Consider the following 15,925-nt stretch of genomic DNA (forward strand, 5'->3'; position numbering starts at 1 on the left):
TGACGTTCGCTGAGCGGTCGTGAGCACGCCGAAATCACCACATGAGGCCGCGGATCAGGCTGGTGGGCGGGATGTCGGCCGCCTCGACGAGCCCGGGCGGGGCGTCGCACACCCAGTCGATCGCGTTGATCACCCGCGCCGCGGTGGCGATGCAGCCGGCCTCGGTGACATCGAAGAACGGCTGCGACACATGGGTGTTCAGCTCGATCCGCGGTTCGCCCTCCACCACCACCCGGTGCACGCCGGGCTGGTTGTCCGGCGGGAACTCCCAGTCCGGGGCGGCCGCCGGGGTGAGCCGGGTGACGTGTTCGACGGTGATCACCGGTTCGTCGTCGCGCATCCCCTCGACCGCGAACCGCACCGCCGCCATCCCGCCCGGCTCCACCGTCGTCAGCCGGCATTCGATCCGCTCGGTGGTGAACCACCGCTCGGTGCGCTGGCGCACGTCGTCGAGCTCGACGCCAAGCTGGTCGGCGAGGTTGCGCACCAGCCCGCCGAACATCGCGGTGATCACACCCGGCATCAGCAGCATCGGCTCGTCGTCCGGTGCCGAGCCGAATCCCATTGTGGTGCCGGTGAACTCCCAGTCGTCGTAGTTGGCGTAGTCGAAGATCTCCTGCACCGTGACCGAGCGGGCGCGGGTGACCAGGCTCAGCGCGCTGTGCACCGCGGTGTCGGCCGAGTAGCCCGGGTCGATGCCGCTGACGAACAGCGAGGAGTTGCCCGCCTTGCAGGCCTGCTCCAGCGGGGCACGCAGCCACTCGTCGGCCTGCCGCGGGGTGGCCAGCCACACCAGCGACGTGCCGACGACGTTGACCCCGGCGGACAGAATCTTCGTCATCTGCTCGATCGCCTCGGCGGGCCGGGTCTCCCCCAGCGCGGTGTAGACCACACAGTCGGGTTGCAGCGCGAGCAGGGCGTCGAGGTCGCCGGTGGCGATCACGCCGGTCGGCTCGGACAGCCCGCACAGTTCGGCGGCGTCCCGGCCGATCTTCTCCGGGCCGGCCGCATGCACGCCGACGAGCTCGAGATCGGGCCGTCCGATGAGCGTCCGCAGCGAATGCCGGCCGACGTTGCCGGTGGAGAACTGCACGACCCTGCGCATAGCTCGGCAGTCAACCACAGCGGCCGTCGGCGCGACCGGGTTTTCCGCTCGAGATCAACGCTGCGGAATCCGCCGAACGTGCCCGGGCGGCGGCCACGGTGCCCCGGTGGTGCCGATCGTGACCAGGCTGTGCGATTTTCCGGGAAACGCCTCGGCACGGGCACAACCGACGCCGTGGCCGCACGTGCGGCGCGGTGACGGCACACTCGCCGCCACGGCGCAGCGGTGCCCGGACGGACTAGGTGGCCGGGGCGAAGACGTTCTTGAACCGCTCCAGCGACTCGTTGATGTCGCCCCTGAGCGCGCCTGCCACCAGCATGCCGATCGGCCCGAACAGCGCGGGCCCGCCCAGGTGCACGTCGAACGCCACGGTCGACCCGGTCTCGGAAGGCCGGACCTTCCCCATCAGCTTGACCTTGACGCCGCCCTTGCCGTCCCCGTTGAGCGTCATCGACTGCGGCGGCTTGTAGTGCACCACCGTCCACCGGATGCGGTTGAGCATGCCCATCACCTCGACGATCGACTCGACGACGGTGCCCTTCTCGATCGTCTCGGGCGGCTTGGTGCGCCACATCCGGTGGATGCTCAGCCACTCCTTGTACCGGGTCAGATCGGCGGCGCACGCCCACGCCTCCTCGGGCGGCAGCGGGACGTCTACCGAAGCGGAGAGTTTGGCCATCTCGGGTCTGCTACCTCAGTGCTGGATCAGGGTTGCTGTGGGGTGGGATTGCCCTGGTCGCCCTGGTCGGGATGCGGCGGCGTGGGGTTGCCCTGCTGCGCCTGCCCGCCGGTCACGTACTTACGGGCGGCGTCCTGCACCTTGTCGACGTGCTCGGCGTACCTGCCCTGGGTGCGCTGGTCGACGAAGTCGCCGGCCTTCTCGATGGCGGCGTCGGCCTTGTCCGGGTTCTTCCCCAGCCAGTCCTTCACCTTGTCCAGGAAGCCCATGAGCTTCTCCCTTCTCTCGACCGCCGGTCATTGTCGCGGGCGGCGCACCCCCGATACAAACGGGCCTGTTCAGCCGGGGACCGCCGGGCGACCGCCGCTACTTCCACAACCGCCGGGTCTCTCCCAGCATTCTGCCCTGTACCCACCAGGCGGCCTCGATCACCGCGGCGGCGATCACCCCGATGCCGAACGCGGTGGCGGTGACGGCGACATTCGACGGGTCCAGCATGAACACGTCGCGGGCCAGCGGGATCGCGAAGATGACCACGTAGGCCAGCATGGACACCAGCACCAGGGCCACCCGCCACCACTGATAGGGCCGGGCCACCACCGCCAGCACCCACAGCGCGGCGACCAGCAGCGTGATCAGCGCCGCGGTCGACGCCTGGGTCTGCTGCACCGCGGTGGCCTCACGGCCCTGGTAGGCGATCAGGTACGAGGTGAACGTCGCGATGCCGATGGTGATGCCCGACGGCAGCGCCGACGTCATCACCCGGCGCACGAAGTGGGGTTTGGCGCGTTCGGTGTTCGGCGCCAGCGACAGGATGAAGGCCGGGATGCCGATGGTGAACCAGGCTGCGATGGTCACGTGGATCGGCTGGAACGGAAACAGCAGCGGATCGGCCTCGAAGAACACCGAGGCCAGCCCGCCCAACCCGACGAGAACCGCCAGCAGCACCGAGTACACGGTCTTGGTCAGGAACAGGTTGGAGACCCGCTCGATGTTGCCGATCACCCGCCGGCCCTCAGCCACCACATGTGGCAACGTCGCGAACTTGTTGTCCAGCAACACGATCTGGGCGACCGCGCGGGTGGCCGGGCTGCCGGACCCCATCGCCACCCCGATGTCGGCGTCCTTGAGGGCCAGCACATCGTTGACGCCGTCGCCGGTCATCGCCACGGTGTGGCCGCGGGACTGCAACGCGTGCACCATGGAGCGCTTCTGGTCGGGACGTACCCGGCCGAACGTGGTGTACCGCTGCAGCGTGTCGGCGAGCTCGTCGGGATCCTCCGGCAGCCGCCGGGCGTCGATCGCCTCACCCTCCAGCCCGAGCGACTCCGACACCGCGCCGACCGAGGCCGCGTTGTCACCGGAGATGACCTTGATGGACACCTGCTGGGAGGCGAAGTACTCCAGGGTGTCCCGGGCGTCGGACCGGATGCGCTGTTCGAGCACCACCAGCGCGACCGGGGTGACGGCGCCGGGCGCCTGCGGATGGTCGACGGGCAGATCGCTCGACCCGAGCAGCAGCACCCGCAGCCCGCGCGAACCGATCTCCTCGGCCTGCCGCGCCGCCGGGGACGCCGGGTCCAGCAGCACGTCGGGCGCCCCGATCACCCAGTTGCCGTGCTCGCCGTAGGACACCCCGCTCCACTTGAGTGCCGACTTGAACGGGGCGATCGCGGTGGCGGCCCAGCCAGGCGGATCCGGATAGGCCTCGGCGATCGCCTGCATGCTGGCGTTGGGCCGGGGATCGTCAGCGGCCAACGACGCCAGCACCGCCTCGACGCGGCTCCGGTCACCGGATTCGGTGAGGTGGCGCAGTTCGGCGACCCGCATCCCGTTCTCGGTGAGCGTGCCGGTCTTGTCGGCGCACACCACGTCGACGCGGGCCAGGCCCTCGATCGCGGGGAGTTCGTTGACCAGACACTGGCGCCGCCCCAGCCGGATCACCCCGACCGCGAACGCGATCGACGTCATCAGCACCAGCCCCTCGGGCACCATCGGCACCAGCGCACCCACCATGGCCAGCACGGCGCGCCGCCAGTCGGCGTCGGTGGTGAACAGCTGGGTGTAGATGGTCAGCAGCCCGGCCGGGATCAACAGGTAGGTGATGAACCGCAGGATGGTGTTGATGCCGTTGCGCAGGTCCGATTTGACCAGGGTGAACTTGCTGGCCTCCTCGGCCAGCTTGGCGGCGTAGGCTTCCCGGCCCACCTTGGTGGCGCGGTAGGCGCCGCTGCCGGCGACCACGAAACTGCCCGACATCACCTGATCACCCGGCTCCTTGGGGATCGGGTCGGCCTCGCCGGTGAGCAGCGACTCGTCGATCTCGAGGTTGGCCGCCTCGACCACCTCACCGTCGACGACGATCTGATCGCCGGGGCCCAGTTCGATGATGTCGTCGAGCACCACCTCGCTCGGCGCGAGCGCCCGGGTTCCGGACCGCCGGCGCACCATCGGCTTGGCCTGGCCGATGATGGCGAGGTTGTCCAGGGTGCGTTTGGCGCGCAGTTCCTGGATCATGCCGACCGCGCTGTTGGCGATGATCAGCAGTCCGAACGCGCCGTTGATGATCGAGCCGGTGGACAGCACGATCAGGAACAGCACCCCGAGGATCCCGTTGATGCGGGTGAAGACGTTGGCGCGGATGATCTCCCCGGTGGTGCGGGCCGCGCGGGTGGGGACGTCGTTGGTCTGGCCGGCGGCGACCCGCTGGGCCACCTCGGCGTCGGACAGGCCGGGGGCGAGCGTCGTGGTCACTTGACGAAGACCCCGTCGTGGACGTCGTCGTAGTACTCCAGGGTCAGGCGGTCCCCGTCGAACGTCGCCTTGGAAATCGTTCCCGGTGGGGCGTTCTCGGTGACCAGAGTGAATGTGAACACGTTGCCGTCCCAGTGTGTGAGGGGGAATTCGTCCGGCGCCCCCGGCTGCGGTCGCGCGTCCGGCGGCCCCATGTCGAGCACCAGCTTGCCATCCCGCTCGGTGACCCGTGCCGGGCCCCAGTAGTCGTTGTGGTAGGTGCCGACGTAGGTGGACAGCGGGGCCGGCGGCGCCGGATCGGCCGGCCGCGGCCGACCCACCAGCGAGCCCTGCGGCTGTTCCAGCGGGGCCATCAGCTCGCGGTACAGCCGGTACCAGTCCTCGCGGATCTCACCGAACTGCACCAGGTCGGCGAACTGGGCGGTGAGCGCCTCGGCCACCCCGGACGGGGTGGCGTTGGTCAGCGCGACGATCCCCGCGTCGGCCGACGGCAGGATGACGAAGTTGGTGCCGGTGCCGAGTTCGAACGCCCCGGAGTGGCTGAGCTCGGTGCGGGCCGCCGAGGTGATGCCGACGTTGAAGCCGTAGCCGTAGAAGCCGGACCGCATCGCCGGTTCGGTGGCCGGGCTGGACACGATCTGCGGGGTGAGCGCGGGCAGCAGCGCGTCGGGGTCGACGATCCGGCGGCCCTCGAAGCTGCCGTCGCCCAGCACCATCGCCAGCCAGCGGGCCACGTCGTTCACCGAGGAGCTGACCCCGCCGGCCGGGGATTCGGCGTCCGGGTCGCGGAGGTAGAACGGTTGATAGCCGCCGTCGACGTGGATGTGGCCGACGGCCCGGTCGGCCCGCGCCTGGTAGTCGGCGAACCGGGAACTCGTCGACGCCATCCCCAGGGGTTCGTACAGCACCCGTCCGGACAGCTCCTCCCACGGCATGCCGGCGTCGGCGGCCACCGCCTCGGCAGCCGCGGTGATGCCGAAGTTGGTGTAGGCGTAGGAGATCCGGAACGGCGCCAACGGCAGCTGGGCCAGTTTCTCCAGCACCTGGCGGCGGTCGTAGCCGAGGTCCTCGAGCAGGTCGCCGGCGTGGTCGGGCAGCCCGGACCGGTGGGCGTACATGTCGCCGATGGTGACCCGCTCGGTGACCACCGGATCGGACAATCTGAACCAGGGCAGCCGGCTGATCACCGGCGTGTCCCAGCTGATCGCGCCGGTGCCGACCTGATGCGCGACGACGGTGGCGCCGATCGGTTTGGACAACGAGGCCAGCTGGAACACCGTGTCGGCGCCCACCGGATCCCCGGTCCGGATGTCCTTGACGCCGAAGCCCTTGGCGTACACCGTCTTCCCGCCGTGTACCACCGCCACCGCCAGGCCCGGGATGCCGGACTGTTCCAGCAGGTCGGCGGCCAGCCCGTCCAGCCGGGCGACCGCGTTCGCGACGGCGTCCGCGGGCAGGTCCACCGCCGCGACCAGCGGCGGCGGCAGATCGGAGGACGGGTGAGCCGTGGATGCGTCATCCCCGCTGCGGCAGCCGGCCAGCAACACCAGCGCCGTGAGGACGGCGGCGAAGCGCTTCAGCACAGGTGCACCGTAGCGTGTCGAACCGGAGGTTGCCGCGCGCAAAACGCGGCGATGTGCGCAAACACGATACGCGCCGACGCCCCGGAGTCAGCGGCCGTCGGCCGGCCGCCACCACTGATCGGAGGCGCCGGCGCTGTCGCGGTCCACCCGCTCACCGGGTCTGGGCACCGCGACCGGCACCCGGGCCGGATCGGCGGCGGCCAGCAGTCGCTCCACCGGTTCGGACCACGGGTGCGGCGCCAGCCGGAACGTCGCCCAGTGGATCGGGACCAGCAGACCCGAATCCGCCTCGGCCATGTCCAGGTGGGCGCGCACCGCCTCCTCCGGGTTCATGTGGATGTCCGGCCAGGCCGGATGGTAGGCCCCGATGGGCAGCAGGGTGAGGTCGAACGGGCCGTGGTCGACCCCGATCTCGGTGAAGCTCTTGGTGTAGCCGGTGTCGCCACCGAAGAAGGCGCGGTGCCGGGGACCGGCGATCACCCAGGACGCCCACAGTGTGGTGTTGCGCGCGAACAGCCGTCCGGAGAAGTGCCGGGCCGGGGTGCAGGTGATCCTCAGATCGCCGATCCGCCGGCTCTCGTACCAGTCCAGTTCGACGATGCGGTGCTCGGGGATCCGCCAGGTGCGCAGGTGCGCCCCGACCCCCAGCGGCACCAGGAACGGCGCCCGCTGGGTGCGGGCCAACCGCACCACGGTGTCCATGTCGAGGTGGTCGTAATGGTCGTGGCTGATCAGCACCGCGTCGACGGCGGGCAGCGCCTCCAGCGGTGTCGGCGGCTCGTGCAGCCGGCGTGGGCCCACCAGCGCCGACGGCGAACACCGCCGGCTCCAGATCGGATCGGTGAGCACCCGGTAGCCGTCGACCTCCACCATCGCGGTGGAGTGCCCGTACCAGCGGACGGCCAGGTCGGCGGCGCCGACGCCGTGATCGGCCGGGTTCGGGGTCACCAGCGGGATCGGCGCCGCCGGCCGGGTGGCGGCCCGCCCGTCGAGGAATTCCCGGGCCAGCACCCACTGCTGCTGCCGGTCCAGGCTGATCATCGAGGCCGGGTCGAGGTTGACGAACGCGCCGTCACGGTAGTTCGGAGACCGCTGCGCCACCGGGCGGATGTCGCGGCGGTCCGCACCCACCGCGGCCGGGGCGCCGCGCAGCGCCCGGATCAGCCAGCCGCCGCCCAGCACGGTGGCCACGCCGGCGGCCTGCCGCATCAATCCCAGCCAGCTCCGGCTCATGGCCTGCCCCTCCGGTTCTCGCCCGCGCCTCCGGTTCGTCGCCCGGTCGGCCTCATGCCCCCCGGAACACCGGCGGGCGCTTCTCCATCCGCGCCACCTGCGCCTCGATCACGTCTTGACTGCCCCAGGCCAGGTCAAACAATTCCTTGTGCTCGGGCCGCTGCTCCTCGAACGCCCCGTCGTCGTTGAGCACCCGCTTGGCGTGCCGCAACGCCAGCGGGGCCAGCTGCGCGATCTCCGCCGCCCACTGCTGCGCGTCGGCCAGCGTGCCGAGCCGGTTGGCCATCCCGGTCTGCAGCGCGGTCTCGGCGGAGAGTTTCTCGGCGGCCAGCAGCATGCCCCGGGCCCGGCCGTAACCGACCAGGGTGGTGAGCCGACGGATACTCCAGTTATCCAGGGCCAGACCGTATTTGGCCACCGGGAACTGGAAGAACGCCTCGGGGGCGACGACCCGGAGATCGCAGATCATGGCCAGCTGCACACCGGCGCCGATGGCCGGGCCGTTGATGGCGGCGATCACCGGGATCGGCACCGCGTCGATCGCCTTGTTCAGCGCGATCGCCTTGTCGGGGAAGTCCGCGGCGAACACATCCCCGGACAGGTCGGCGCCGGCGCAGAACACGCTGCCCTGACCGGTCAGCACGATCACCCGGGTGTCCTCCGCGGCGGCGGCCTGCACCGCTTCCCGGAGACTGTCGACGAGCTCGGTGTTCAGTGCGTTACGACGCTCGGGCCGTTGCAGCTCGAGTGTCGTCACGGGACCTTCGCGGGTGACTCCAATCATGGACGTCACCCTAACGGGGGTGACTCATCCGCCGACGACGTGACCAACTCCCAGTCCTCCGGCAGGCCGTCGACCTTGACCGTGTCGCAGTGCGCCTCGATGTTGACGCTGCGAGATCCCAGGCGCAGCTCGGCCAGCGTCAGCCGGCCCCACGAGCTGGGCAGCCGCGGGTGGACGGTGAGCCGCCGTTCCGGCACATGCGGCTCGAAGCCCAGGAAGGACCGCACCAGCAGCAACGGCGCCGCACTGGCCCACGCCTGCGGCGAACACGAGGTCGGGTACGGCACCGGGGCGGGGAACTGCTCGCGGGGGAAGCCGCAGTACAGCTCCGGCAGCCGGCCCCCGAACGCGGCCGCCGCGTCCAGCAGCCCGGCCGTCAGCCGTTCGGCCAACTCGACCGCGCCGCGGACATGCCGGTACCGCAGCAGCCCGGCGACGGCGATCGCGGTGTCGTGCGGCCACACCGAGCCGTTGTGGTAGCTCATCGGGTTGTAGGCGCCCATCGTGGTGGCCAGCGTGCGCAACCCGAACCCGGAGTCCATCTGGTGTCCGGACAGGTTCTCGATGATGCGTTCGGCGTGCTGGTCCGACGCGATCCCGGTCCACAGGCAGTGGCCGACGTTGCTGGTCAGCGCGTCCACCTGGCGTTTGTCGCGATCCAGCGCGACGGCGTAGTAGCCCTTGTCGGGCATCCAGAACCTCTCCTGGAACCCGATCCGCAGCGCCTCGGCCCGGCCGCGCAGCAGTTCGGCCAGCGCCGGTTCGCCGAAGGCGTCGGCCAGCTCGGCGCGGGCCAGCAGCGCCGCGTAGTGGTAGCCCTGCACCTCGCACAGCGCGATCGGGGGCTCGGCGAGCCGCCCGCTGGCGTGGTTGATGCCGTCGTAGCTGTCCTTCCAGCCCTGGTTGATCAGGCCCCGGTCGGTGGCCCGCCGGTACTCGACGAAGCCGTCGCCGTCTCGGTCGCCGTACCGTTCGGCCCACTGCAGGGCGGCGTCGGCGGCCGGCAGCAGTGAGCGCACCGCGTCCTCGTCGGCGCCCCAGCGCCAGGCCTCCCCCAGCAGCATGACGAACAGCAGCGACGCGTCGACCGAACCGTAATAGACGTTGCCGCCCAACGCGTCCGCACTGGCCGGACCCCGCCGGATCTCGTGCATGATCCGGCCGGGCTCCTCCTCGGTGATCGGATTGATCTGACGCCCTTGCAGTTCGGCGAGCTGCTTCAACGTGCCGATCGACAGGTCGACGTCGATGGGCAGCGCCATCCAGGCGGTCAGCAGGCTGTCGCGACCGAACAGCGTCATGTACCAGGGCGCGCCGGCCGCCACGAACGGCCGGCCGTCCCCGTCGTCGTAGACCAGCAGGGCGCCCAGGTCGCTCTCGGTGCGCTGCAACACCTCCGCGAGGGTGGGGTGGTCGCACTCGACGGTGGTGGTGACGTCGCGCCACGCGCTGATCTTCTGCGCCGGCGCACTGGCGTCCAACCGCTCCCCGGACCGGAACCGACTGTGCACCTGCTGATTCGCCCAGGTGGGCTGGGCGACGATCTCGGTCTGCCAGCTGCTGCGCGGCGGCACCACGACCCGCCACCGCAGCGTTCCGGGCAGCACCTTGTCGACCCCGGTGGCGGTGATGGTCAGTCCGCGCACCAGGTCGCCGCGGTCACGCAACACCAGTTCGTCGTCGACGACGGTCATCTCCGCGCCGCCGGGGACCACCCGGCCCTCCTTGACGGCGAACAGGTCGACGAAGTCGCCGTCGACGAACAACTCGAGCGACACCACGGTGGGCTCGTCGTCGAGGTTGTGCAGGGTGATGGTCTCCCGCATGCCGTCGGCGATCAGCCGCTCCCGCACCAGCAGCAGTGTGCTGTCGGCCAACCCCGGTCGCGGGGTGCGACGCAGCACGAACTGCGCCGCGAACGCTTCCGGGGTCAGCACCGTCAGCGGTTCGGCACTGCGGCCGTCGACCCGCAGCTCCCAGCGGGACAGCGCGCGGGCGTCCCGGAAGAACAGGCCGTGGGCGCCCTCGAGAACGTCGCCGTGCCGGTCGGACAGGCAGAAGGTGCCGCCCTCGACCAGCGTGACGGTGTCCCTACCGGAACCGATGGCCGCCACGTTGCCCGCGTTGAGCGCGTTGGTCATGCGATCTGCTCATCCCTCTCGCCGGTCTCGGGCAGGATCTGCCGCAGGGCGACATTGCTGCGCACCGCCATCGACCCGTCGACGACCCCGCGGAAGATCTGCTCGTATCCGGAGCCGAACCGCTCGATGTCGAAGTTGGCGGCCACGTGCCGGCGGCACTCCGCCGGGTCCATGTCGGCGGTCCGCTCGATCGCGGCGGGCAGCTCGGCCGGATCCTCGCAGATCACGCCGGTGACACCGTCGACGATCACCTCGGGCACCGCGCCGCCGCGCAGCGCCACCACCGGGGTGCCGCAGGCCATCGCCTCGATCATCACCATGCCGAACGGCTCCTCCCACTGGATCGGGAACAGCAGGCAGCGGGCGTTGGCCAGCAGCTCACGTTTGGCGATGGCGTCGGCCTCGCCGAACACCTCGTCGTTCTCATTGAGCAGCGGGCGCACCTGCTCCTCGAAATACGCCTTCTCGCTGGGCTCGTCGCACTTGCCGGCGAGCACCAGGCGGATGCCGGCGCGGTCGGCGGCCTGGATGGCCAGATGGGCGCCCTTGTACGGCGCGAACCGGCCGAGGAACAGCGCATAGTCGCCCTTCTCACGCTTGAACGGCCAGTCGTGGATGCGCAGCGCGTTGTGCACGCGGCCGATCCAGTTCAGGTCGGGCGCCAGTTCACGCTGGCGGTCGCTGATCGCGATCAGGCCGACGTCGTGGCCGAGTTCGCGGTAGTACGGGTACAGGTCCTCGTCGATGGGGCCGTGCACGGTGGCTACGGTGGGCACGCCGAGTTCACGGTAGGCCGGGACGTTGAGCGGGCCGGCGAAGGTGTGGTCGTGGATGAGGTCGATGCCGCCCTCCCGGTCGGCGATGTCGGCGATCGCGCGGCGGACCTTCAGCGCGTGCATGACCTCGGGATAGGGCTGGCCGAGACGATCGGGGATCGTTCTCTCCCACAGCGGTACGAAACGAGCGGCGATCCGCGGATTCCCGGCGCCGAGCACGGTGACGCGATGTCCACGGGCGGTGAGGGAGTCGGCGAGGTCGGCGACGACGGCCTCGGTGCCGCCGTAGGCCTTGGGCGGGATGTCGAAATAGGGCGGGGCCACGAGCACGATGCGCAACGGATCGGTCGACTCGGTTTCCGACAGCAGCGCCGCGGTGTCGGCGGGCGCGGTGTCGGCCGCAGTGGCGTTCTGGTCGCGGAATGTGTGGTGGAAGCGGAATCCGTTGCCGCTCATGACGTGTGTCCCCTTTCGTCAGCTTCGATCAAACCGAATTAGCACTCAAGGGCTACGAGTGCTAATCATAGCTCGCCTCCCGGAAAGCAGCACGTCGTGCAGCGTGACCTGCGGGCGATAGCCTCGACGGATGAGCCGAATCGGAGCGGTGCAGTTCGTGGAGACCGTGCTGGACACCGGTTCGTTCGTCAGCTGGGACGACCCACCATTGGCGATACCGGCAGATGAGGACTACCGGCGTGAACTGACCGACGCAGCCGCCGTCACCGGCCTCGACGAGGCGGTTCTGACCGGTGAAGGCACCATATTCGGACGCCGCGTGGCGTTGGTGGCCTGCGAGTTCGACTTCCTGGCCGGGTCGATCGGGGTGGCCGCCGCCGAGCGGATAGTCGCCGCGGTGCAACGCGCAACCGCCGAACGACTGCCGCTGGTGGCATCGCCCAGTTCTGGTGGAACCCGCATGCAGGAAGGCACCGTTGCGTTCCTGCAGATGGTGAAGATCGCCGCTGCGGTACAACTGCACAAGCTGGCGCACCTGTCCTATCTAGTGTACCTGCGCCATCCGACCACCGGCGGCGTCTTCGCATCCTGGGGCTCGTTGGGACACATCACGATCGCCGAGCCGAACGCGCTGATCGGATTCCTCGGCCCCCGCGTCTACCAGCATCTTTACGGTGAACCGTTCCCGCCCGGGGTGCAGACCGCCGAGAATCTGCACCGCCACGGTGTGATCGATTCGGTGGTCCCGCTGCCGCGGCTGCGCTCCGAACTGGACCGCGCGCTGCGGGTCCTCGTCGATGAACCGGGGACCCCGCCCGCGCCCCCCGACGTCGACACCTCCCAGCCCGATGTGCCGGCGTGGGATTCGGTGATCGCGTCCCGCCGCCCGGACCGCCCCGGGGTCGGCTACCTGCTCAGACACGGCGCCACCGACACGGTGCTGCTGTCCGGGTCGGGCGGCGGCGAAGCGGCCACCACGCTGCTGGCGCTGGCCCGGTTCGGCGGGCAACCCGCCGTGGTGCTCGGCCAGCAACGGGTGATCGGCGCAATGGTCGGCCCGGCCGCCCTGCGCGAGGCCCGCCGCGGCATGGCGTTGGCCGCTGACCTGCAGTTACCGCTCGTGCTGGTGATCGACACCGCCGGCCCGGCGCTCACCGCGGAGGCCGAGCAGGGCGGGCTGGCCAGCGAGATCGCCCACTGCCTGGCCGAATTGGTCACCCTCGACACCGCGACGCTGTCGGTGCTGCTCGGTCAGGGCAGCGGCGGCCCGGCCCTGGCGATGGTGCCGGCCGACCGGGTGCTGGCCGCGCGGCACGGCTGGCTGGCGCCGCTGCCGCCCGAAGGGGTCAGCGCGATCGTCCACCGTGACCTGGATCACGCCCCGGAACTCGCCGCACGCCAGGGCATCCGCTCCGTCGACCTGCTGCGCCACGGCATCGTCGACGCGATCGTCGACGAACGTCCCGACGCCGCCGACGAGCCGATGGAGTTCACCGCCCGACTGGCCGACAGCATCGCCGTCGAGCTGCACCGGCTCCGCGAGATGCCCGCCGAGAGCCGGCTGGAGACCCGGCTGGCGCGCTACCGCCGGATCGGGCTGCCGCGGTGACGCTCACACCTCGATGGGCGGGTGCAGCCGTTGCATCGTGTACTGACGGTTGCGCCGCGCCGCCCACGCGCTGGCCGCCGTCGACGCCGCCAGCAGCCCGGCCAGCACCGCGATCGCGATCCACAGCCGCTGGTCGACGCCGCCGACGATCAGCTGGCGTAACCCGTTGACCGCGTAGGTCATCGGGTCGAACGGGTGGATGATCTGGAACGGCTTGGCGGTGGTCTCGACCGGATAGATGCCGCCCGCCGATACCAGCTGCAACATCAGGAACGCCAGGGTGACCACCCGGCCCACGGCGACCCCGAAGACGGCGTTGAACGCCTGGATAAGCGCCAGGAAGGTCGCGCCGATCAGGATCAGGAAGGCGACGGTGGCCAACGGGTGTTCGGCCTTCAGACCGACGCCGAAATGCACCACCGCGTACATCACCACGACCTGGGCCACCACGATCAGCAGCCCGGGCCAGAACGAGGCGAGCACCACCCGCAGCGCACCCAGCCCGTTCACGATCGGCCGGGATTGCAACGGGGTCAACAACATCCACACGATCAACGCACCGATGAACAGTGCCAGCGGCAGGAAGAACGGCGCGAACCCGGTGCCGAAGGTGGCCGCCGGATTGTGCGTCACCAGGTCCAGCTCGACCGGTGCCGCCATGGCCGCGGCGACGTCGCTGCGCTGCTCCGGGGTCCACGACGGCACCTGGGTGGACCCGTCCCGCAGTGCGTCGGCCAGCTCTCGGCTGCCCGCCCGCAGCTGTCCGGTGCCGTCGGCGAGCCGGCCGGCGCCGGTGGCCAGCTGTTGACCGCCGTCGGCCAGCCGGACCAGCCCGGCGCTGAGCTGTCTGGCGCCGGTGTCGAGTCGGTTCACCCCGTCGCGCAGTCTGACGACCTCACCGCGCAGTCCCCCGTCCAGCGCAGCGGTGAGAAACGTGCGCAGCCTGCTGTTCGGGTCGGCCAGCTCGGATTCCAGTTGAGCGGCGCTGTCCCGCAACCGGATCAGACCCTCATCGGTGGCGGGGTCGATGCCCTGGGCCCGCAGCATGCGCTGTACTCCGGCCAGCGCCTCACCGAGATGGTGCGCCGCCGGGTCGGGGTTGGTGCGCAGGAACGTCACCGCCTGGTCGAGGACCGCCGCGGCGTGGTGCTGATCGATGTGCAGGGCCGCGATGCGTTCGGTGGTGGACCGCACCGCACCGCTGAGCCGGGTGGCGACCGCCCCGACCTCGTCGGGGTCGAGTCCCAGCGCTCCCACCCGGTCCAGGGTGTGCAGCAGCGGATCGATGGCGGTGTCCACCGCGGCCGCCAGTTGGCCGGTGCCGGCTGCCAGTTGCGCGGCACCGTCCCGGGCGGTCACCAGGCCGGCCGCCAGCGCGTCGGCGCCCACCGACAGGTCATGCGCCCCGTCGTCGGCGGCGACCAGCCCGGTGTGGAGTCGATCCGCGCCGTCGGCGGCCTGCGTCAATCCCTCGCCGGCGTCGGTCAGGCCGGTGAGCACCGTCTCCACGCTCTGCTGTCCGACCCGGGCGTTGACGACGTTGAGCACCTCGCGGGCGGCGTTCTGGCCGATGATCGACGCGAGGTAGTTGTTGGCCTCGTTGAAGGTGAACCGCAGTTGCGCCGGCCGGGGATTCCCGCCCGCCGGGGAGGCGATTCCGGCGCTGAAGTCCTCCGGCAGGGTGATCGAGAAGTAGAACCGGCCGGCGGCCACGCCGGCGGCCGCCTCGGCCGCCGGCACCTCGTGCAGTTGCAGCTGACCCGAATCCAGCAGGGCGCGGGCCACCTCGTCGCCGGCGTCGATCCGGCGGCCCTGTACCTCGGCGCCGCGGTCCTCGTTGACCAGGGCCACCGGAACCTTGTCGATCTCGTCGAACGGATTCCAGAACGCCCACAGGTACATCGCCCCGTACAGCAGCGGCATCAGGATGATCGTCACCAGTGCGATGCGCGGCAACGCCCCCCGCGAGTACTTCTTGATGTCGGTGCCCAGGGACACTCCGGCAAGCACGGTTACTGGTCGCCCTTCTGTCGATGCGCGAGTTCGGCGCGGCTGGTGTTGGGGACGGGAATCCGGGCGCGGACGTCGTGGCCGACGACCTCGTTGACGGTGGCGGTGATCACGGTCTGCCGCTCCCCCAGCGCTATCAGGCGTCGCACCAGCTGATCCCGGCTGTGATCGGCGGCCACATCGTCGAGGTTGCCCGCCACCAGCAGCGCCGGACGGCGGGTGTTGGCCAACGCGATCCGCAGCAGCATCCGGTCCAGTTCGGAGAGCTCCCCGACGTATTCGCCCAGCGGAGGCAACGGCAGCTCACCGAAGACCGGCCCGCACACCGCCGCCAGCTCGGCTTCACCGGCGCGCGGGATCAACCGGTACCAGGGTGCGTCCCAGCGCACCTGTTCGGTGACCAGATCGCGGACCGTCACCGACTGCGGAATCGGGTCGACCTCGTCGAAACCGGCCAGACCGGCCACCCGGAAGATGTCGGGGGCGCGGGTCCGGCCGAACACCGTCAGCTCGCCGGACATCGGCCGCATCCGGCCGGCCAGCGTCATCAGCAGCGCGGTGCGCCCCGAACCCGGAGGGCAGTGCAACACCGTCACCCCGCCGGCCTCGATGTCGAGGTCGATCGGGCCGTACACCGGCCCCCACGGGCCGCGCATGCAGATTCCCCGCGCGGTGAGAGCCGGTTCCGGCGCCTGCTCGGGTTCGGGTTGGTCGGGCATGGGCAATATCTCAGCACACCGGATCCCCGCACACCGGATCCCCGCACACCGGATCCCCGCCCGACGTGATCGGCGG

Annotated in this window: 12 protein-coding genes; 1 reads left to right on the forward strand and 11 read right to left on the reverse strand. The window is 70.5% G+C overall.

The window, feature by feature from the left end:
• Positions 1-34 precede the first annotated feature (34 nt).
• From CKW28_RS19105 to CKW28_RS19145, 9 genes are all read right to left on the reverse strand, one after another.
• Positions 35-1,105 (reverse strand): NAD(P)H-dependent amine dehydrogenase family protein, encoded by a 1,071-nt coding sequence (locus CKW28_RS19105; protein ID WP_003925789.1) that lies wholly within the window; start codon positions 1,103-1,105, stop codon positions 35-37.
• A gap of 238 nt (positions 1,106-1,343) precedes the next feature.
• A complete protein-coding gene (locus tag CKW28_RS19110) occupies positions 1,344-1,784 on the reverse strand; it encodes a type II toxin-antitoxin system Rv0910 family toxin (RefSeq protein WP_003925790.1) in 441 nt (146 codons plus the stop codon).
• Positions 1,785-1,810: 26 nt separating this feature from the next.
• On the reverse strand, positions 1,811-2,053 hold the full coding sequence (locus CKW28_RS19115; RefSeq protein ID WP_003925791.1) for an antitoxin: 243 nt from the start codon (positions 2,051-2,053) through the stop codon (positions 1,811-1,813).
• A gap of 97 nt (positions 2,054-2,150) precedes the next feature.
• Positions 2,151-4,538, reverse strand: a complete 2,388-nt coding sequence (locus tag CKW28_RS19120) for a cation-translocating P-type ATPase (protein ID WP_003925792.1) — start codon at positions 4,536-4,538, stop codon at positions 2,151-2,153.
• Complete coding sequence (locus tag CKW28_RS19125; protein WP_003925793.1) at positions 4,535-6,121, reverse strand: serine hydrolase; 1,587 nt, start codon at positions 6,119-6,121, stop codon at positions 4,535-4,537. The genes CKW28_RS19120 and CKW28_RS19125 overlap by 4 nt, the downstream gene beginning before the upstream one ends.
• A gap of 87 nt (positions 6,122-6,208) precedes the next feature.
• Positions 6,209-7,354, reverse strand: coding sequence for an MBL fold metallo-hydrolase (locus CKW28_RS19130; RefSeq protein ID WP_003925794.1), 1,146 nt, complete (start codon positions 7,352-7,354; stop codon positions 6,209-6,211).
• A 52-nt stretch (positions 7,355-7,406) separates the two neighbouring features.
• Positions 7,407-8,138 (reverse strand): enoyl-CoA hydratase, encoded by a 732-nt coding sequence (locus tag CKW28_RS19135; RefSeq protein WP_003925795.1) that lies wholly within the window; start codon positions 8,136-8,138, stop codon positions 7,407-7,409.
• Positions 8,139-8,143: 5 nt separating this feature from the next.
• Positions 8,144-10,279, reverse strand: coding sequence for an amylo-alpha-1,6-glucosidase (locus CKW28_RS19140; RefSeq protein ID WP_003925796.1), 2,136 nt, complete (start codon positions 10,277-10,279; stop codon positions 8,144-8,146).
• Entirely contained in the window at positions 10,276-11,511 is a 1,236-nt protein-coding gene (locus CKW28_RS19145; RefSeq protein WP_003925797.1) for a glycosyltransferase family 4 protein, read from the reverse strand. The genes CKW28_RS19140 and CKW28_RS19145 overlap by 4 nt, the downstream gene beginning before the upstream one ends.
• A 130-nt stretch (positions 11,512-11,641) precedes the next feature.
• Between CKW28_RS19145 and CKW28_RS19150 the strand changes: the two genes are divergently transcribed.
• Positions 11,642-13,120, forward strand: coding sequence for an acetyl-coenzyme A carboxylase carboxyl transferase subunits beta/alpha (locus CKW28_RS19150; RefSeq protein ID WP_003925798.1), 1,479 nt, complete (start codon positions 11,642-11,644; stop codon positions 13,118-13,120).
• A 3-nt stretch (positions 13,121-13,123) separates the two neighbouring features.
• Here CKW28_RS19150 and CKW28_RS19155 read toward each other — a convergent pair whose 3' ends face one another.
• Positions 13,124-15,130, reverse strand: a complete 2,007-nt coding sequence (locus CKW28_RS19155) for a YhgE/Pip domain-containing protein (RefSeq protein ID WP_040547024.1) — start codon at positions 15,128-15,130, stop codon at positions 13,124-13,126.
• A gap of 2 nt (positions 15,131-15,132) precedes the next feature.
• Complete coding sequence (locus CKW28_RS19160; RefSeq protein ID WP_003925800.1) at positions 15,133-15,849, reverse strand: ATP-binding cassette domain-containing protein; 717 nt, start codon at positions 15,847-15,849, stop codon at positions 15,133-15,135.
• Between the last annotated feature and the right edge of the window lie 76 nt (positions 15,850-15,925).

Origin of the sequence: Mycolicibacterium thermoresistibile (genome assembly GCF_900187065.1) — a bacterium.
In the GTDB taxonomy this organism is placed as follows: Bacteria; Actinomycetota; Actinomycetes; order Mycobacteriales; family Mycobacteriaceae; genus Mycobacterium; species Mycobacterium thermoresistibile.